This is a genomic window from Kineosphaera limosa NBRC 100340 (assembly GCF_000298215.1).
GTDB lineage: Bacteria > Actinomycetota > Actinomycetes > Actinomycetales > Dermatophilaceae > Kineosphaera > Kineosphaera limosa.
Map to the genome: position 1 here is coordinate 53,540 of NZ_BAHD01000033.1, position 18,073 is coordinate 71,612.

At 71.8% G+C, this 18,073-nt stretch carries 16 protein-coding genes; 9 read left to right on the forward strand and 7 right to left on the reverse strand.

The features are described from left to right. Positions 1-51 precede the first annotated feature (51 nt). From KILIM_RS22360 to KILIM_RS11060, 3 genes are read left to right on the forward strand one after another with little or no spacing between them, the layout of a single operon-like run. The gene (locus KILIM_RS22360) at positions 52-1,929 is read left to right on the forward strand and encodes a diacylglycerol kinase family protein (protein WP_006592768.1); all 1,878 of its coding nucleotides are present in this window, start codon (positions 52-54) and stop codon (positions 1,927-1,929) included. Between the two features lie 22 nt (positions 1,930-1,951). Continuing rightward, positions 1,952-2,758 (forward strand): deoxyribonuclease IV, encoded by an 807-nt coding sequence (locus KILIM_RS11055; RefSeq protein ID WP_040563045.1) that lies wholly within the window; start codon positions 1,952-1,954, stop codon positions 2,756-2,758. Positions 2,759-2,773: 15 nt separating this feature from the next. Continuing rightward, positions 2,774-3,988, forward strand: a complete 1,215-nt coding sequence (locus KILIM_RS11060) for a winged helix DNA-binding domain-containing protein (protein WP_006592770.1) — start codon at positions 2,774-2,776, stop codon at positions 3,986-3,988. Positions 3,989-4,093: 105 nt separating this feature from the next. Here the strand turns inward: KILIM_RS11060 and KILIM_RS11065 are convergent, their stop codons facing one another. Next, positions 4,094-4,267 (reverse strand): CsbD family protein, encoded by a 174-nt coding sequence (locus KILIM_RS11065; RefSeq protein ID WP_006592771.1) that lies wholly within the window; start codon positions 4,265-4,267, stop codon positions 4,094-4,096. A 462-nt stretch (positions 4,268-4,729) separates the two neighbouring features. On the opposite strand from KILIM_RS11065, the gene KILIM_RS22365 reads away from it, so the two are divergent. Further along, positions 4,730-5,992: a D-alanyl-D-alanine carboxypeptidase family protein gene (locus tag KILIM_RS22365; protein WP_006592772.1), complete on the forward strand. Its 1,263-nt coding sequence runs from the start codon at positions 4,730-4,732 to the stop codon at positions 5,990-5,992. Between the two features lie 231 nt (positions 5,993-6,223). Next, positions 6,224-6,577, forward strand: a complete 354-nt coding sequence (locus tag KILIM_RS11075; protein ID WP_006592773.1) for an RNA polymerase-binding protein RbpA — start codon at positions 6,224-6,226, stop codon at positions 6,575-6,577. A gap of 88 nt (positions 6,578-6,665) precedes the next feature. On the opposite strand, the gene KILIM_RS11080 is transcribed toward KILIM_RS11075, so the two are convergent. From KILIM_RS11080 to lnt, 3 genes are read right to left on the reverse strand one after another with little or no spacing between them, the layout of a single operon-like run. After that, positions 6,666-7,169, reverse strand: a complete 504-nt coding sequence (locus KILIM_RS11080; RefSeq protein ID WP_006592774.1) for an FxsA family protein — start codon at positions 7,167-7,169, stop codon at positions 6,666-6,668. Continuing rightward, positions 7,166-8,053 carry a polyprenol monophosphomannose synthase gene (locus tag KILIM_RS11085; RefSeq protein ID WP_006592775.1) on the reverse strand — a complete coding sequence of 296 codons (888 nt, stop codon included), beginning with the start codon at positions 8,051-8,053 and terminating at the stop codon, positions 7,166-7,168. Before KILIM_RS11085 ends, KILIM_RS11080 begins: the two co-directional genes overlap by 4 nt. Next, complete coding sequence (gene lnt / locus KILIM_RS11090) at positions 8,050-9,729, reverse strand: apolipoprotein N-acyltransferase (protein ID WP_040563018.1); 1,680 nt, start codon at positions 9,727-9,729, stop codon at positions 8,050-8,052. The genes KILIM_RS11085 and lnt overlap by 4 nt, the downstream gene beginning before the upstream one ends. A 627-nt stretch (positions 9,730-10,356) precedes the next feature. On the opposite strand from lnt, the gene KILIM_RS11095 reads away from it, so the two are divergent. The 3 genes from KILIM_RS11095 (at position 10,357) to KILIM_RS11105 (ending at position 12,499) form a co-directional block, all read left to right on the forward strand. After that, positions 10,357-10,962: an aminoacyl-tRNA deacylase gene (locus KILIM_RS11095; protein WP_040563049.1), complete on the forward strand. Its 606-nt coding sequence runs from the start codon at positions 10,357-10,359 to the stop codon at positions 10,960-10,962. 222 nt (positions 10,963-11,184) lie between these two features. Beyond that, positions 11,185-12,120: a 5'-3' exonuclease gene (locus tag KILIM_RS11100; RefSeq protein WP_006592778.1), complete on the forward strand. Its 936-nt coding sequence runs from the start codon at positions 11,185-11,187 to the stop codon at positions 12,118-12,120. A 25-nt stretch (positions 12,121-12,145) separates the two neighbouring features. Next, on the forward strand, positions 12,146-12,499 hold the full coding sequence (locus tag KILIM_RS11105) for a TraR/DksA family transcriptional regulator (RefSeq protein WP_006592779.1): 354 nt from the start codon (positions 12,146-12,148) through the stop codon (positions 12,497-12,499). A 149-nt stretch (positions 12,500-12,648) separates the two neighbouring features. Here the strand turns inward: KILIM_RS11105 and KILIM_RS11110 are convergent, their stop codons facing one another. Further along, the gene (locus KILIM_RS11110; RefSeq protein WP_006592780.1) at positions 12,649-13,623 is read right to left on the reverse strand and encodes an ornithine cyclodeaminase family protein; all 975 of its coding nucleotides are present in this window, start codon (positions 13,621-13,623) and stop codon (positions 12,649-12,651) included. A 50-nt stretch (positions 13,624-13,673) separates the two neighbouring features. Beyond that, on the reverse strand, positions 13,674-14,639 hold the full coding sequence (locus KILIM_RS22370; RefSeq protein ID WP_006592781.1) for a LysR family transcriptional regulator: 966 nt from the start codon (positions 14,637-14,639) through the stop codon (positions 13,674-13,676). Positions 14,640-14,709: 70 nt separating this feature from the next. On the opposite strand from KILIM_RS22370, the gene KILIM_RS11120 reads away from it, so the two are divergent. Further along, positions 14,710-15,972, forward strand: coding sequence for an MFS transporter (locus KILIM_RS11120; protein ID WP_051988746.1), 1,263 nt, complete (start codon positions 14,710-14,712; stop codon positions 15,970-15,972). Positions 15,973-15,991: 19 nt separating this feature from the next. Here the strand turns inward: KILIM_RS11120 and KILIM_RS11125 are convergent. Continuing rightward, a partial coding sequence (locus KILIM_RS11125) for a DEAD/DEAH box helicase (RefSeq protein WP_006592783.1) occupies positions 15,992-18,073 on the reverse strand: 2,082 nt, incomplete at its 5' end.

Consider the following 18,073-nt stretch of genomic DNA (forward strand, 5'->3'; position numbering starts at 1 on the left):
ACGCGACCCTTCGCGCTCGCAGCCCTCCCTCGCGCACGGCAGACTCGCGGCATGGACGCGCACCAGCCGGCGGAGCCCGCAGAGATCACCCGCTCGACCCGCCGGGTCGCCGTCGTCGTCAATCCGGTGCACTCCGCCTCCCGTCGGGCGTTGGAGGCCCTGCGGGAATGCTGCGAGCGGTTCGACCTCGACGCGCCCGACGTGCGCGAGACGACGGCCGACTCCCCCGGCTACGAGCAGGCCCGCGAAGCGCTCGAGGAGGGCGCCGACGTGGTCGTCGTCATCGGGGGTGACGGCACCGTTCGCGAGGTCGCGCAGGCCCTGGCCGACACGGGCGTGCCGATGGGCATCGTGCCCACCGGCACGGCCAATCTGTACGCCCGCAATGCCGGGCTCTTCGGCCACGACCTGCAGCGCACGGTCCGCCTCGCGATCATCGGCGCCCCCGAGGCAGCGGACCTCGGGCAACTCGAGCTGACAACCGAGCACGGCACGCAGCAGCGCACCTTTCTCGTGGTCGTCGGCATGGGCCACGACGCCGACACGGTCGCCGACGTCGAGGACCGGCACAAGGCCACGCACGGCTGGCTTTCGTACTTCCTGCCCGGCGTACGCCGCCTCGGCAACCCCCTGATCCCCCTGCGCATCGACCTCGAGGGCCGCGAACCGGAGACGAGGGACGTGTGGTCGGTGCTCGTCGCCAACACCGGCATGATCCCGGGCGGCATCCACGTCGTGCCCGACGCCCGCCCCAACGACGGCGAGCTGCACCTGGCGATCGTCGCGCCCACCAAACTCACGCAGTGGGCGCGGATCGCCGCCGCCGGCATCCGGCCCCGCTATCGCGCCCCGAGTGGGCTGGAGTACCGGCGCGGCGAGCACGTCACCGTCGAGTCCGACTCCCCCAGGCGCGTGCAGGTCGACGGCGACGTCGTCGAGGGCGTCACCCGCCTCGACGCGCGCATCCGGCCCGGCGCCCTGACGGTGCACGCGATCCCCAGCCGCCAGTCGATCCCCCGGGTCGACGACCTGTCCGATGCGGCCGTCGCCCGGTTCGTCTTCGAGGCCCACGAGTACGGGGTCTCCCGCGACGGCGGCGCGGCCCTCGTGCGGCTGCTCACCGGCCTGACCGGCGACCGGTTCGTGCGGGTCAAGTATCTGCTCAACAGCCAGGGCGACATGCACGACCTCGAGCGGCTCGTCTACGACAGCCTCGGCGAGGCCCCGCGGATGACGCTCTTGACGCACATCGCCGAACAAGCCCGCGAGGTCGGCACCACCAGCGACGTCCGCGTGCTCTGCGACATCGACGACACAGTCAAGTGTGCGATTCACGACGATCGCTACCCCAAGGGCACCGTCTACCCCGGCGTCGAGGCGTTTCTGCAGGCCCTCGACGAAGGCAGCGCGACCGACCCGTCCCGACCCGGCGACCTCACCTTCGTCACCGCCCGCCCCGGCGGCCCGGCCGGCCTCTTCGAGCGCTACACCAGGCACAAGATGGACGACCTCGACCTGCCGCCGCACTCGATCATGGGCGGCTCGCTGCTCAATCTGCACACCAAGACCGCCATCGCCGCCCGCAAGATCGAGAACCTCGGACGCGATCGGCGCCTCTTCCCCGAATGCCGCATGGTGTTCTGTGGAGACAGCGGCCAGGCCGACGCGCACGTCGGCCTCAAGGCGCGCCGCGACTACGGCGATCACGTCGTCGCCGTGTTCATCCACGACGTCGTCGGCATCGACGCACGCACCCGGCAGGACTGGCGCCGCGAAGGCGTCTACACCATCGACACCTGGGACGAGGCCGCCCGCATCGCCGAAGCCCTCGACCTCATCAGCGCCGACGGCCGGGAGCAGGTGGAGCGCGCAGTGAAGGAGGGCCGGCAACCGGAGCCGCGCACCGCAGCCGAGGCCAGACAGCGCTAAGGCGGCCCTTAGAGTGGCGGCCATGGCCAGCACTCCCCCGCCCCTTGGTGCCCACGTCGACCAGGAAGACCCGATCGCGCAGGCCCGAGCACGGGGTGCGCACATCGTCCAGATCTTCCTCGGCGACCCCCAGTCCTACAAAGGCCCGGTCGTGCGGTACGAGGGCGGCGCCGAGGCGTTGCGGGCCGCCGCCGACGAGGCCGGGATCGGGATCTACGTGCACGCGCCGTACCCGATCAACGTCGCCTCGACGAACAATCGCATCCGCATCCCGGGCCGCAAACTGCTGCAACAGCACGTGAGCGCCGCCGCGCAGATCGGGGCCCGCGGCGTCATCGTGCACGGCGGCCACCTCGGCGCCGACCAGGACGCCGCCACCGGCTTCGACAACTGGCGCAAGTGCATCGACGGCCTCGAGATGCCAGTGCCGCTGCTCATCGAGAACACCGCCGGCGGCGACAACGCGATGGCCCGCCGACTGGAGGCGATCGCCCGGCTTTGGGACGCCATCGGCCAGGCAGACGGCGGAGACACCGTCGGCTTCTGCCTCGACACCTGCCACGCCCACGCCGGGGGCAACGACCTGGGCACCCTCGTCGATCAGGTGCGGGCCATCACCGGGCGCATCGACCTCGTGCACGCCAACGACTCCCGCGACGTCTTCGACTCCGGCGCCGACCGGCACACCAACCTCGGCGACGGCCACATCGATCCCGACGCCCTCGCCGACGTCATCCGCGCCGCCGCCGCGCCGACGCTCGTCGAGACGCCCGGAGGTGAGCAGGGCCAGGCCGCGGACATCGCCTGGCTGCGCGGCCGCCTGGCCTGAGCACCTACTGCGCCCGTGAGTCACCACTGCCGCCCGGAGCCCGTCCGGGTCGTCACCGACGACGAACGCCGCGCCCGCCTGGCCCGGCGACACGCCATCTCCCCCGCCCACCGCCTCACCGACCCGCTGGCCGCCGTGCGCGCGATGACCGCGCTGCACGCCACGGAGGCCTCGACCGTCTACCTCTCCCTGCACGCCCGCGTAGCGGGAGTGACCGTTGCCGACATCGACGACCTGCTCTACGAGCAGCGCAGCCTGGTCAAACAACTGGCCATGCGGCGCACCCTGTGGGCGGTCCCCCGCGATCTGCTGCCTGCCCTGTGGGGCAGCGCCAGCGCGCGGGTCGCGGAGGTCGAGTTCCGCCGGCTCGTCAAGGAGGTCGAGAAGAACGAGATCGCCCGCGACGGCACCACCTGGTTGACCACCGCCCTGGATGCCGTCGAAGGGCACCTGAGCGGTCGCGAGGCGATGGGCACCCGGCAGATCCGCGAACAGGTGGCGGCCGTCGCCGGGTCGGTCGTCCGCTCCCCCGGCAAGGCCTACGGCGGCATCGGCGCCATCGCCCCCAACGTGCTGACGTTGCTGGGGGCACAGGGCCGTGCCATGCGCGCCCGCAACGCCGGGCACTGGCGCAGTTCGCGTCCGCTGTGGGGCACCACGCTCGACTGGCTCGGTGAACCGATGCTCTCCCCGCTACCTGCGCGGGCAGGCTACGCGCGTCTGGTCACCGACTGGCTCGCCACCTTCGGCCCCGGCACCGAGGCCGACCTGGTGTGGTGGCTGGGTGCCACGAAGGCGGCCGTTCGGCAGGCCCTCGCCGACGTCGATGCCCAGCCGGTGCTCCTCGAGGACGGCAGCGGCGCCTGGCTCGCCGCCGACGACCTACAGCCGGAGCCTCCCGCCGAACCCTGGGCCGCCCTGCTGCCCACCTTGGACCCCACGACGATGGGGTGGCGCGGCCGCGACTTCTACCTGCACCCCGAGCACACCCGGCTGCTGTTCGACAGCGTCGGCAACGGCGGCACCTCCGCGTGGCTCGACGGGCGGATGGTCGGTGCCTGGATCCAGGACGAGAGCGGCCGGGTGCAGATCGTGCCCGTCGCCCCGCTTGCCGCCGCCGACCGCGCCCGACTGCAGGAGGAGGCGACGCGCCTCACCGACTTTCTCGACGGCACGATCATCACCAACGTCTACAAGTCCCAGCTGATGCGCGGTGTTGCCCTGCCGTGAGCCCAGCCTGACGCGGACGCCGAGAGTCACCGGATACGACGACGCCGGGACCGCTCTGGGCGATCCCGGCGTCGGTCTGCAGGGCAGCAAACCCGACTGATGCGGTCAGTTCTTGAAGGCGTCCTTGACGTTCTCGCCGGCCTGCTTGAGGTTGGCCTTCGACTGCTCGCCCTTGCCTTCGGCCTCCATGCGCTCGTTGTCGCTGGCCTTGCCGGCAGCCTCCTTGGCCTTGCCGCTCAGCTCTTCGGCAGCGTTGCTGATCTTGTCTCCCAGGCCCATGATTCCTCCTTGGTCGTCGGATCGCTTCGACAGCCGCCCCGCCACCGGAGCGCGCCGGCAGCTCGCTGGCTCCGGCGCGACATGTGCGGCGAATCGTGGTCGAATTGCCGGAGTCGTTCCCCGGCACTCCTCAAACTACCTGCCCGCCGGCCGATGGGCACCTCATGCGCTCGCTACGGCCCCGGCCGACACCGGCGCAGGACGGCGCGCCGACGTGATGGTTGTCACCGTCTGGTCGTCGTCCGGACCGCAAACCGCTGGTCGCGGCAATTCCGTGGAGTGACAAGCGAATTGATTGAACAGTTGTCCGAGTTGGAACAGGCCCTACGCATCGGTAGCCTAGGTGGGAACGCTGCGCGTGAGCGGCCGCTCGAGGTTCTCGGTACCCACCGAGGCACCGGCGGACGGTCGGCAGGTGGGGCGTCGCAAAACCGTACGGGGGCCGACGAGAGCAGGACACGTATGAGCGCGCGATGCCGCCCCGGGGCAGTCCTTGCCCTGAGCGTTGCGCTCGCCACCGGCGTTGCCGTTCCGGCGACCGCCCAGCCCACCGCCGCCGCACCCTCTCCAGTCGCCTCCGCCGTCGCAGCGAGCCCGACCGCGAGCCCGTCCGCCAGCCCGGGTGATGCCCCCGGCGACGAGCGTGAGCCGCTGTCTCCGGAGGAGGTCAAGGCGCAGGTCGAGCAGGCCGCCAAGCTGCAACGGGAGTCGGCCGCCGCCGACAAGCAGATCGCGGCGATGACGGCGGACCTGGCCAAGCTCGCCGCCGCCTCCAGCAAGGCGATGGACGCGGTGAGCACGGCCCGCACGGCCCAGCGGCAGGCCCGCGATGCCGAGACCCGTCAGGTGCATCGGCTCAACCAGCTCAACAAGGAGTTGGCCGCCGCCCGCCAGGACGTCTCCAACATGGCCTACGACGCCTACGTCAACGGCTCCATCGCCCTGCGCGACCTCGCCGCGGTCGTCGAATTGACCCGCGGCGACCAGGGCGGCAACGACGCAGCGCTGGCCGAGTACCTTGCCGCGAACCGGGCCGCCGAAGCACGCCAGTACGAGGTGCTCGCCGCCGCCCAGAAGCAGGCAGCCGCCGCCGCGACCAAGGCCCGCACCGACCGCGAGGCGGCCACGGCCAAGGCCGAGGCGGCACACAAGGAGGCCGCCGCGGCACTCGGTGCCCAGCAGAAGAAGCTGGCACAGTTGCAGAAGGTCGCCGGCAGCCGCCGCGCCGAACTCACCACGATCGGGGTCGACGCCGCGGGTATCTCCGGAGTCGACCTTTCGGCGTTGGAAAAGCTGGCCAACGCGCCGCTGTGCACCGAAGACCGCGGGGACTACCCCAACGGCATGTTTCCCCCGAGCGCGCTGTGCGGTGTGGCAGGATACTCGGGCCACACGTTGCGTCCGGCCGCCGCCCGGGCGATCGAGGCTCTTGCTGCCGCCTATGAGAAGGACCTGGGCAGTAAGTTCTGCATGACGGACACCTACCGGACGTACGCCAGTCAGGTAGATGTCAAGGCCCGCAAGCCGCACCTCGCGGCGACCCCGGGCACCAGCAATCACGGGCTCGGCCTAGCGGTCGACCTGTGCGGGGGGATCGAGAGTTTCGGTACGCCGCAACACCGGTGGATGCAGCAGCACGCACCGCTGTTCGGCTTCTACCACCCGGCCTGGGCTCGCGCCGACGGATCGAAACCGGAGCCCTGGCACTGGGAGTTCGCCCAATAGGCGGGCCTCCACGACAGACCTGGTCAGCACGGTGGACCGGGTCAACCAGGTCAACACGGTGCGGCGGGGGGCTGCTCGTGTGGGGGGACGGTATTACCGATAGGTAACACGAATCACAGGTAAGTCAACAGACCACTCTAACCCGGCCGGAACACTGGGATGGGGCGAAGCGTTGCGACAACGTACCCCGGCCCCACCAACCGGCCGGAGGTGAAGGATGGAGGAAACAACATGGCCGAGCGGTCGCTGCGAGGCACGAACCTGAGTGCCCTGAGCATGGAGAGCGACGAGAACGTCGTTCTGTCCGAGCGCCGTATCTCCCGTTACCAGTGCCCCAACCAGCACATCAGCGAGCTACCGTTCTCGGTCGAGGCCGACGTGCCCCCGGTGTGGGAATGCCGGTGCGGGCAGACGGCCAAGCTCATCGACGGTCCCGAGCCTGTGGAGAAGCCGACGAAAGCAGCCCGCACGCACTGGGACATGCTGTTGGAGCGTCGGTCCATCGGTGAGCTCGAAGAGCTGCTCGCCGAGCGGCTCGACCTGCTGCGCGCCGCACGCGGAGAGGTGACTCAGCGCACCGCCTGACCCGAGGGCGGTCGTAGACCAAGCATGCTTCGGCCCCGCTGACAGAACGTGTCAGCGGGGCCGAAGCATGCCTGGGCGGGGTCTGTGGTCAGGACTCGAGTTGGCGACGACCGCCTGGCTCCCGCGGGGGGCCACCCGACCCGGAGTCGGTGTCACTGGCGCCCTCGGTGTCGACGACATCGGAGCGGACCACCCCGGCGCGGGCCAGCAAGCGGCGCTCGACGGCGGCCTGCAGCCAGCGGCGGGCGATGGGGCGCGTCTGCGGGAGCACGAACATGAAGCCGACGATGTCGGTGATGAAACCGGGCGTCAGCAGCAGGAAGCCGCCGACGAACACCAGCGCGGTGTCGAGCAACTCTCCCGAGGGCATCCGCCCGGTTTGCAGCGCGGTGCGCAGTGCCCGCCCGGCCCGCGCGCCCTCACGGCGCACCAGCCACACGCCGATCAACGACTCCACCAGCAGTATCGCGATCGTCGGCCCGGGGCCGATGAGGCGGGCCACACCCCAGATCGTCAGCCCCTCGAGGATCGCCACGACGGCGATGACCGCGAGGGTGCGCAGCGCGACCGTGCGCCCCTTGCCGGGCCTCACGAGGCACCCCAAGGGGAGCGACTGGGGTCTGGCGCCGAGACGGCCCCCGAACCGACCGGATGCGACTGCTCCGGCGACGCGGTGGGCCGGTCCCGGCCGGCCAGCCGGCGGGCCGCGTGCAGCACCTGCTCACCGCGGTACACCGCGCCCCACCAGGCGATCCGGCGCATCGACTCCCGGACGATGTCGCCGCTCATCTTCGAGGCGCCGTTCTCGCGCTCGACGAAGACGATCGGCACCTCGACCACGACGAGCCCGGCCTTGACGGCCCGCCACGTCAGGTCGACCTGGAAGCAGTACCCCTGAGATGCCACGGCCTGCAGGTCGAGGTCGCGCAGGGCGCTCGCGCGGTAGAGCCGAAAGCCGGCCGTCGCGTCACGCACCGGCATCCCGAGCCACAGCCGCGTGTAGGCGTTGGCGCCCAGCGAAAGGGCTTTGCGCCGCCCGGGCCAGTTGACGACTTGACCGCCGGGCACCCAGCGCGAGCCGATCACCACGTCGGCGTCGGCGGCGGCTTCGATGAGCCGCGGCAGATCTTGGGGGCGGTGCGAGCCGTCGGCGTCGATCTCGATGACCGCGTCGTAGCCGGCCCCCAGCGCCCACACGAAGCCCTGCAGGTAGGCGGCTCCCAAGCCGGCCTTACCGGGGCGGTGCAGCACGTGCACCTGGGGATCGGCGGCGGCGAGCTCGTCGGCGATCCGACCCGTGCCATCAGGTGAGGCGTCGTCGAGCACGCACACGTCGACCTCCGGCGCCACCCGGCGCACCCGCTGTACGAGCGAGGCGAGGTTCTCGCGCTCGTTGTACGTCGGCACCAGGGCGACGATCCGCCGCAGCGCAGCGCGCCCGGGCGTCCCAGAGGTCTTCGTGGTCTCCCCGCTCATAGCGCTCCTTGCTGCACAGAGTTCTGTGGTGTGGTCGGTGCCGGCGGGTCGTCGTCCCCTCCCCCGGCTCCGCGTGTGCGGGGGCGGCGGCGCCCGGCCAGCACGCGTGCGACCAAGAGCGCCGTGACGACGGCGCAGGCTGCCCACTCCAGCCAGGACCCGACCCGGGTGGCGATCGTCGGCTCGGTGCGCAGCGGCAGTGCGCCGGAGAGGATCGCCGGTGTGAACAACGAGGTCTCCTGGTGCGGGGTTCCGTCGGGCATGATGAGCGCCGAAACACCGACGTTGGAGATGTGCACCACCGCGCGGCCGTGCTCGATGGCCCGGATGCGGGAGATCGCCAACTGTTGCACCGATTCGTCGGTGAAGCCGAAGGTCGCGTTGTTGGTCTGCACGGCGATCAGGTTGGCACCCTGGGCCACGCTGTCGCGGACCACGTCGTCGATGGCCACCTCGAAGCAAATGTTGATGCCGACCGCGACCTCACCTCCGCCGGCGCGGGGAACGCGGAACAGGCCCACGCGGTCTCCGGGGAGGAAGTCGCGGGTCACCAGGTCGACCTTGTCCGAGAACATCCGGAAGAACGAGCGGTACGGGATGTACTCGGCGAACGGCACCGGCCGCAACTTGCTGTAGGTGTCGGCGATGGCGCCATCCGGCAGGTAGAGCAGGCTCGTGTTGGAGACGTTCTGCTCGGAGACGACCAGGACGGCCCCGACGATCGTGGGGGCGCCGATCGCGGCGACTGCCCCCCGGATGACGCCCGCAGCGTCGGCATTGACGAGCGGGTCGATGTCGGAGGCGTTTTCGGGCCAGAGCACGAGGTCGGGTCTGGGCGCTCCGCTCTGCTCGATCTGTGCGGCGGCCTCGCGGGTGACGCGCGCGTGGTTGTCCAGCACCGCCCGCCGCTGCGCGTTGAACTCCAGGCCCGCCTGTGGCACGTCGCCCTGAATCGCCACGATGTTGCCCGTCGGCGTGGCGGGGTCGACGCCGGTGGGGATGGGGATCGCCAGCGGTGCGACGAGCGCCCCGAGCGCGAGCGCTCCGGCGCCAACGGCTCGCCACGTGGCGGGCCGTGCAGGGGTGCTCGCATCGGCCTGGGGCGCCCGGGTGGCGGCGACGGCCGCGGAAAGGCGAACGCCCGCCGCCACCGCGCAGGCCGCCAACGCGGCCCCGGCCAACGCGACCCCGAACGTCACCGCGGGAGCACCGCCGAGGGCGGCCAACCGGGCGAAGGGCGAGTCCGCTTGGCTGAAGGCCAGCCGTCCCCACGGAAAACCGCCGAACGGGGTGTGGCCGCGCAGCCACTCCCCGGCGACCCACACGAGGGCCACGAGCAGCGGACGGATCGCCGGTGGACTGCCGGGGCTGCGCAGCCGCTGTCGTTGCAGCAGCGCGCACGCCAACCCGATGACGCCGAGGTAGAGCGCCTGCAGCGTGGCCAGCGCGAACCACGGGAACGCGCCGACGTAGATGCCGGACCACGACAGCAGCGGCCCGAAGTAGGCCCAACCCGCCACGAGGCCGATGAAGAAGCCCTGGGCCGGTCGCGCTCCGGCCGTGGCCAACGCCAGCAGACCCACACCCAACGGCGCCATGGGCCACCAGTCCCACGACGGGAAGGCGACCCACAACAGGAGGCCGGCGACCAAGGCGCAGCCGACACGGCGTATCACCCGCCCAGGCTAGGCCATCCGCCTGATCCCGGTGGTAACGACCGGTCCGGGGCAGCGCTGCGGTCGCCACCCGAACCCGATCTCGCCGGCGACCGGCATTCGGACATGACAAGGCCCGGCCGCCGTTGGGGCCAGACTCGACGATCAGCTGGGGACAGCAGGTGAGCCTGTTTTCTACTAAGCGGACGGGCCTTGTGGGCCGCCTCGAATCGGGCTCCGGTGACCCTTGGCAGCCTTCTACGCGGCCACGCTCGAAGGACCGGCCGTTGATGGCACGATCCGCCGCGCGGGCTGGGCGAGAGGGCTCCCAGAGGCACCGTCAGCCTGATGACGTAGGCGACGACCTGGTCCAAACTAACTCTCCGCGCCGCGCTGTCAAGCAGGGCCCCACCTGGGCCGATGAGCCATCCACGCTGGTCATGGCTGGCGAGCAGGGAGAACGCGTAACTCGTGAGTTTTCGGACATCGCGGCGTGTCGGCGCCGACACGCCGACGTCCTGCGACGCGGGCCGGCGCTTCGCGCAAGGAGAGGCCGACGGGGCGTCGAATGTGCTTGACCCACAAGCACTTCGGGGCCTCGACCCACTGCCACCGCAGCGACTGCTGGTGATCTGCCAGGGTGGGGTCATGGCTCGCCGAGATCGCCGTCGAAAGGACGTCGCACACGCCGCCGGGGGCACCCCGGCGACGAGCGAACTGCACGAGGCCGCAGTGCCGTTCACCGAGCACGAGTACGCCCACGATCCGCGGGCGACCTCGTACGGTCTGGAGGCGGCGCAGGCGCTGGGGCTCGACCCCGCGGTCGTCTTCAAGACGCTGCTGCTGTCGGTGGAGGGAATGACGGCCGCGGCGCCCGGCGGCGCGGGCCAGTCACCCGGTCAGCTACTCGGTCAGTCACCCGGTCAGGGATCCGGTCATGGCTCGGGGGCTGGGCTGGGGGTCGTGGTGCTGCCGGTGGACACCTCGGTCGACCTCAAGGCGGCGGCCACCGCATTCGGCGGCAAGCGACCGGCGTTGGCCGACCCGGCCGCGGCACAACGCAGCACCGGATACGTCGTCGGCGGCATCAGCCCGTTCGGGCAGAAGCGTCGCCTGCCGACCGTGCTCGACGAGTCGGCCCAGCAGCATCCGGCGATCTACGTCTCCGGGGGACGCCGCGGATACGACCTCGGCGTCGCCCCCGACGACCTCGTGCGAGTGCTCGGCGCTCGGGTCGCCGCGATCGCCCGCTGAGCGACCCAGCCCGCCGCCGCGCCCCGGCCTCCCCGCGCGACGATCCGGGCCGTCCTACGGGGCCGACCGGTGGGCCGACCCGTGGGCCGACCTTTCGGTCGGGCTGGACACCCTGGGGCGCGGCAGCGCAGGATGGCGGGCACCGATGCGCCACTCGCGGCGCTCGGCCCTAGGACCAGAGAGTCGTGGGACGAAACAGTCGCTGCACGAGACAGGTGGACGATGACGAGCCGAGCGCCGGTGCTGCTGTTGGATTCGGCGTCGCTGTACTTCCGGGCGTTCTTCGGGGTGCCCGACCGGCGCGAGAACCCCGATGATCCGCCGAACAACGCGGTCCGTGGCTTTCTCGACATGATCGCGACGCTGGTCACGGCGCATCGTCCCAGCGGCCTGGTGGCCTGCTGGGACGACGACTGGCGGCCGGCCTTCCGGGTCGAGGCGATCCCCAGCTACAAGACCCATCGGCTCGCGGAGAACTCGCCCGTGTCCGAGGAGTCGCCCGAAGAGTTGACCCCGCAGGTGCCGGTCATCGTGGCGGCGCTCGCCGCGCTGGGCATTCCGCGGGTGGGGGCGGCCGGCTACGAGGCCGACGACGTCATCGGAACGTTGACGACCCGCTTTGCGGGAGAGGGTCGCTCGGTCGATGTGGTGACCGGCGACCGCGACCTGTTCCAGCTCGTCGACGACGCCGCCGACGTCCGCGTGCTGTACACGGCCCGCGGCGGGGTGCGCGACCCCGACCTCGTCGACCAGGCGTTTCTGCGCTCGACCTACGACGTGGCCAGCGGGGATGCCTACGCCGATTTCGCCGTGCTGCGCGGGGACCCCAGCGACGGGCTGCCCGGGGTGCGGGGGGTCGGCCCCAAGAGTGCCGCGGCGCTGCTGCACGCCCACGGTGACCTCGCCGGCATCCGCGCGGCCCTGGCCGCCGGCGACCCGAGCATCAAGGGCGCCCAACGCACCCGCCTGCTGGAGGGCTCGGATTATCTCGACGCGGCGCCCCGCGTGGTGCGGGTGGTCCGCGATATCGACCTCGGGCCGGTTGAGCCCGGGTTGCCGACACAGGTGGCGGACCCCGCGCTGATGTCGCGCCTGGCCGTCGACTATCGCCTCACCGGCGCCTTCACCCGTGTGGTGACGGCCTTGGGCATCGCCTGAGCCGCAGTAGCGAGCCGAGCCGGCCATGGCCCCGACCCCCGATGTGCTCGAGCACCTGCGCGAACTGCGCCGGGAGGCGGGCTCGCGCGTCGCCCAGTTCGAAGCGAGCGTGCGCGAACTCGGGCAGCTACGCAACGACTCCGACACCGACGACGAACACGACCCCGAGGGCACCACCGTCACGTGGGAACGCGCCACGCAGGACGCCGGGGCCCGGGCCGCCCGCGAGCACTTGGCGGAGCTCGACGCCGCCATCGCCCGCGTCGAGGCCGGCTGGGACGGCACCTGCCGCGGGTGCGGCCGCCCTATCCCCGCCGAACGCCTGGTCGCCCGCCCCTCCGCCGACCAATGCGTCACCTGCGCCGCCCGCCACCGCTAACCACCCCAGCCCCACCGCCGAAAGGCCCACTTTCGGGGCCAGGTTCAGAGCAATTGCCCTGCATGTCACCGCAAACTATGCATCTCGGCGCGCGCCCAATCACTGTTCGCAACGAGGGGCTGGCCATTTGTTAGTGCCGAATCGGATATTCAGCAGCGCCCAGATTGCCGATAGTCGGGGAGAATGGAGGCTTCGGCGATGCCGCGGGCGACGGCGAGGTCTTCCCACGACATCCCCACGCTCTTGAAGACGTTGGGGGCGTCGTCGCGGCGCTGCACCCGGCCCGCCACGAGGTCGGCGAGCGGCTCGAGGTCGGCGGCCTGCAACATTCCCTCCTCGACAGCGAGGATGACGTCGCCGGCCTCGCGCAGCGCAGTCCCGACGTCTTCGACGACGACGAGCGCGCGGCCCATGAGGTCGCCGGGCAGTTCGCGGGCGTCCGGGTGGTGGGAACCGACCGCCACGACGCACGCTCCGTCGCGCACCTGTTCGGAGGCGAGGATCGGGGTGCGGGAGGTCGTTGCGCAGATCAGGATGTCGGCGGGCTCGGACGGCTCATCGTGCGGTGCGGCGACGCCCGCGGCGAAGCCGTGCTCGAGGCAGCGGCGCGCGAACTCGGCGGCCGTGGCGGGGGTGCGCGAGTGGACCCGGACCGATCCGACGTCGCGCACGGCCGCGAGCGCCTCCAGGTGGTGCCAGGCCTGCGGCCCGGTGCCGAACAGATCGACGATCCGCACCGGCTCCGGGGCCAGCCTGGCCACGGCGACGGCCGACACCGCCGGCGTGCGCAGCGACGTGAGCGTCGATCCGTCGATGAGGTAGCGCGGCGTGAGGGTGGCCGAGTCCAGGAGTTGGTAGATGGCCTGAATGCGGGGCAGGCCGCGGGCCGGGTTGTCGGGTGAGACGGTGGCGACCTTGATGCCCGTCCACTCCCCGATCGTCGTCGGCATAAGCAGCCACTCCCCGCGATCACCCGCCGGCATGGCGATCCGCGGGGGGTCGACCGACGGGTCGAACCCGGACAGCAGCGCCTCCTCGACAAGCTGCCGAGCCCGCTCCGGCCCGACGACTTGACGAAAATCCTCAGCGCTGACCCAGCGCGGGTCGGCAGATTCCTGATTCATGCGTACCCGCCTCTTTCATCGAAAGCCATAGTAAGTGGCGACATGCAGAGCTATGACTCTGAACTTCGCCCGATAATGAGACTGTCGGCGGAGGTCGGAAGGGGTCGGGTGCGGTGCCAGCGGTAGCCGGCGCTGGAGCGCAGGGTGAGCAGGAAATCGTCGACGACGTCGGAGGAGGAGCGGGCGACGATCGCGCCGATGCTGCGGGTGGCGTCGGGGTGCTCGATCGGAAGCTCGACCGTGCCGTCGTCGAGCCGGCCGCGACTGGCGGGCAGGATCGTGACGCCTGCGCCGGCCGCCGCCAGGCCCCGGGCGATGCGGGCGTCGTCGACGCAGATGACCTCCGGCGGAAGCGGGCCTTCCATCGCCAGGATCCGGCGCACGGAGTCGTGCATCCCGAAGCCCTGGGCCATCATGATGACCTCGCTGGGGTCGATGGCGTCCGGCGTTATCGGCTCGCCAGAGCGCGCCAGCGGGTGCTGGCGATGAGCCACGAGAACGATCGGCTCGTCGAACAACGTGACCTGCCGCATCCCCTCCAATTGCGGGGCGTCGGCGAGCAGGGCCAGATCGACGTCGCCCGCGGCGATCAGCTCGATGCAGCGCGCGCGGGCCCCGTGGACGAGGCGGAAGCGCACCGCCGGGTGACGGGCGCGAAACCGGGCGATTGCCGACGGCAGATACCCCTCGCCGAGCACCGTCTGGTACGCGATGGCGATGACCGCATCCCCGGCCGCGGCGCTGCGGCGGGCCGCGACCAGCCCGTCACCGAGGATCGCCAGCGCCTCGCTGGCCGCCCCGGCCAGGGCGTCCCCGGCGGGAGTCAGCTCCAAGCCCCGCCCGGCGCGCTGGGTCAGCGGGACGCCGGTGCGCTGTGCGAGCCGGGCCATCGCCCGGCTCGCGGAGGGCTGCGGGATGCCCAGTTCGTCGGCGGCCCCGGTCACCGAACCCGTGCGGGCGAACTCCACGAGCACGGGCAGGTCGGGCAGGAGGTCGCGCAATTCCGACACATGCATATCACCAGTGTATGAGTTGGAGCGTTTCGCGCATTAGTCATAGCTCTTGGGCGTCCGTACCGTGGTGCGCGTGACGAACACTCCAGCTCAGAGCGCGCAGCCCACCCTCGACGCGCGCGGCTACCGCCGCATGATGACCGCGCTGCTCGCAGCCGGTGTGGCGACGTTCGCCGGGCTGTACGCGGTGCAGGGAGTGCTGCCGGAGATGGCCTCGGCGCTGCAGGTCACCTCCGCCGACGCGGCCCTGAGCGTGTCGGCGGCCACGACCGGCCTGGCGCTGGCCGTGCTGCCGTGGGCGTGGCTGGCCGACCGGCTCGGACGCCTCCGGGCGATGCAGGTCTCCGTGGCGGCCGCGGTCCTGCTCGGCACTGCCGCGGCCCTCGCCCCGACGTTCGAGATCATGCTCGCGACCCGGTTTCTCACCGGCGCGGCGCTGGCCGGGGTTCCGGTGTTGGCCGTGGCCTACGTGCACGAGCATCTGCGCGGAGGTCAGGCCGCTGCCGCGGCCGCCGCCTACATCTCCGGGACCACCGTCGGTGGGGCCGCCGGTCGTCTCATCGCCGGTCCGCTGGCCCCGCTCCTCGGCTGGCGCGGCGCACTGGTCGTTGTCAGCGTCATCGGGGTCGTCTGCGCGCTGCTCTTCATCGCCCTCGCCCCACGCAGCCCCCGGTCGACGGCCCAGGCTCAAGCTCGCCGGCAGCCGCAACTGCCCCGGCTGCGCGCGGCCCTGGGGGTACCTGCCCTCGTCCGGGTCTACCTGGCGATCCCGCTCATCACGGGCAGCTTCGTTGCCGTCTACAACTTCCTCGGCTTCCGCCTGGGCGCCGCGCCGTTCGGACTCCCGGCCGCCCTGGTCTCCCTCATCTTTCTCACCTACGCGGCCGGGACCCTTTCCTCGCGGTCGGCCAGCGCCCTACTCCCCCGCCTCGGGCTGCGCGGCGTGGTCGCGATCGGGCTGGGCGCCATGGTGCTGGGTCTACTGGCGATGGTTCCGGACACCCTGCCGCTGCTCATCGCTGGGCTCATCGCATTCACGGGCGGCTTCTTCGTCGTCCACGCCGCCGCCGTCGCCTCCACCGGGGCGCTGGCCCCGGCGCACGCCCGCAGCCAGGCCAGCGCCCTCTACACAATCGGCTACTACGTCGGCTCGGGCGTGCTCGGCTGGGCCCTCGGGCTGTTCTACGAGCACGGCGGCTGGTCGCTGATGACCGCCGCGATCGTGGCGACCCTCGCCCTCGCCGGCGGCACAATCCTCACCACCCGGACGCAATCGCGCACGCAACCGGCCACGCCCGCTACCGCCCGCCACGGCCTGCTGGCCGGCGCCCGCTAGCCGCGAGAACGGTCGCGGCTCAGTCGATGCGATCGGCGGCGACCACACCCCGCAGCACCGCGTCGACGGCCTTGCGGGCGGTGCTGCGCAGGGCCGGCGAGGGGGCGGCGTCGGCGATCTGGTCGAGGAGGTCGACGAGCTGTTTGCAACGGCGCACGAAGTCGCCGGCGGCCAGGTCTGTGCCGCGCAGCACGACCTCCAGCCGTTGCCCGGACGCCCAGCGATGCACCGGCCAGGCCAGCCCGGCATCGGGGTAGCCGGTCAACTGCACGGAGTACTCGGCCTCCAGATCCTCCAGGTCGCTCCACAGCCGCACCATCGCATCGTGCGCGTCGATGACGTCGTCGCCCGGCATCGCGGGTTGCCCGCCGGCGTCCTCGCGGCGGGGTTCGTGCACGAGGCAGGAGACGGCGGCGGCCAGCCCCGCGGCATCGAGCCGGTCCCACACTCCGTGGCGTAGGCATTGGGCGGTCAGCAGGTCGCGTTCGGAGTACAGCCGCGCGAGCCGCTGCCCATCAGGGGTCACGGCGTCGCCGGTCTCGTCGAGGTAGCCCAGCCGGCTCAGCAGCGAACAGATGCGCTCGAAGGTGCGCGCCACCGAGTTGGTGCGGCCCTGCGCGCGTCGCCGCAGGGTGGCGGTCTCCCGCTCGAGACGGTGATAACGCTCGGCCCAGCGGGCGTGATGCTCCCGGTCGGGGCAGGCGTGGCAGGGGTTCGCGCGCAACTCTCGGCGCAGGTCCTCGATGCGGGCCTGCACGTCGCGCTCGCCCGTCCCGGAGGCCGAGGCGGCTTCGTCGCTCTCCTGCGCGCGGGGTCGCCGATGCGGGGGCAGCGTCTGCGGCACAGTGGCGCGCATCGTCGCGGCGAGGTCGCGGCGCTGGCCGGCGACCCGGGCGTTGAACCCCTTGGGCACACGGATGCGCCCCAGCGGTTGGACCGGCACGTCGAGGTCGGCAGCGACGAGGCGCCGTTGGCGGGCGTCCTCGGTGACGACGACGACATCGCGCACCGGGCCGCCACCGGAGCGGCCGGACTTCGAGCCGGCCTGGACGCCGATGACGACGGCCCGGCCGGTGTGGCGCCCGTCGACGAGCGCCACGACGTCGCCGGGGGCCAGGGTGGCCAGCGATTGCGCCACCGCCCGCCCTCGACTGGCCGATCGCTCCCGCGCCGCGCCCTTCTCCAACTGGGAGATCTGCTCGCGCAACGCTGCGTATTCGGCGAAGTCGCCGCGGTCGCACGTCATCGCCTCGGCGTAGCCGGCCAGCGCCTCGTCGTGCTCGGTGATCTGTCGGGTCAGCCCGACGATCGAGCGGTCGGCCTGGAACTGCGCAAACGAGGTCTGCAGCACGTCAGCGGCCGCCGCGCGTCCCATCCGGGCCACGAGATTGACCGCCATGTTGTAGGTCGGGCGGAAGCTGCTGCGCAACGGGTAGGTGCGCGTGGAGGCCAGTCCGGCGACCGCCACCGGGTCCAGCGCCGGATTCCACAGCACGACCGCGTGTCCCTCGACGTCGATGCCGCGGCGCCCGGCGCGCCCGGTGAGCTGGGTGTACTCGGCCGGGGTGATGTCGGCGTGGGTCTGCCCGTTGAACTTCACGAGCTTCTCCAGCACCACGGTGCGCGCGGGCATGTTGATGCCGAGGGCGAGGGTCTCGGTGGCGAACACGGCACGGATCTGCCCGGCGGTGAACAGCTCCTCGACGATCTCGCGGAAGGTCGGCAGCATCCCCGCGTGGTGGGCGGCGAAACCGCGGGTCAGCCCCTCGACGAAGTCCCAGTAGCCGAGCACCGACAGGTCTTCGGTGGCGATCCCGGCGACCCGGCTCTCCACCAGCCGACCGATCCGCTCCCCAGCGGCCTCGTCGACGAGGCGCAGATCCCAGGCCAGCAGTTGGCCGACCGCTGCCTCGCAGCCCGCGCGGCTGAAGATGAACGTGATGGCCGGCAGCAGCCCGGCGTCGTCGAGCTCGGCGATGACCTCGGCGCGGCTGGGCACGCCGCCCCGCAGCCGCGCGGGGGGTCGTTCTGTCGGCGTCCACACGGGGGTGTCGAGCGCCCGCGACCCGGAGCGGTGCGCCGCCGACGGCCGCGAGTGCCG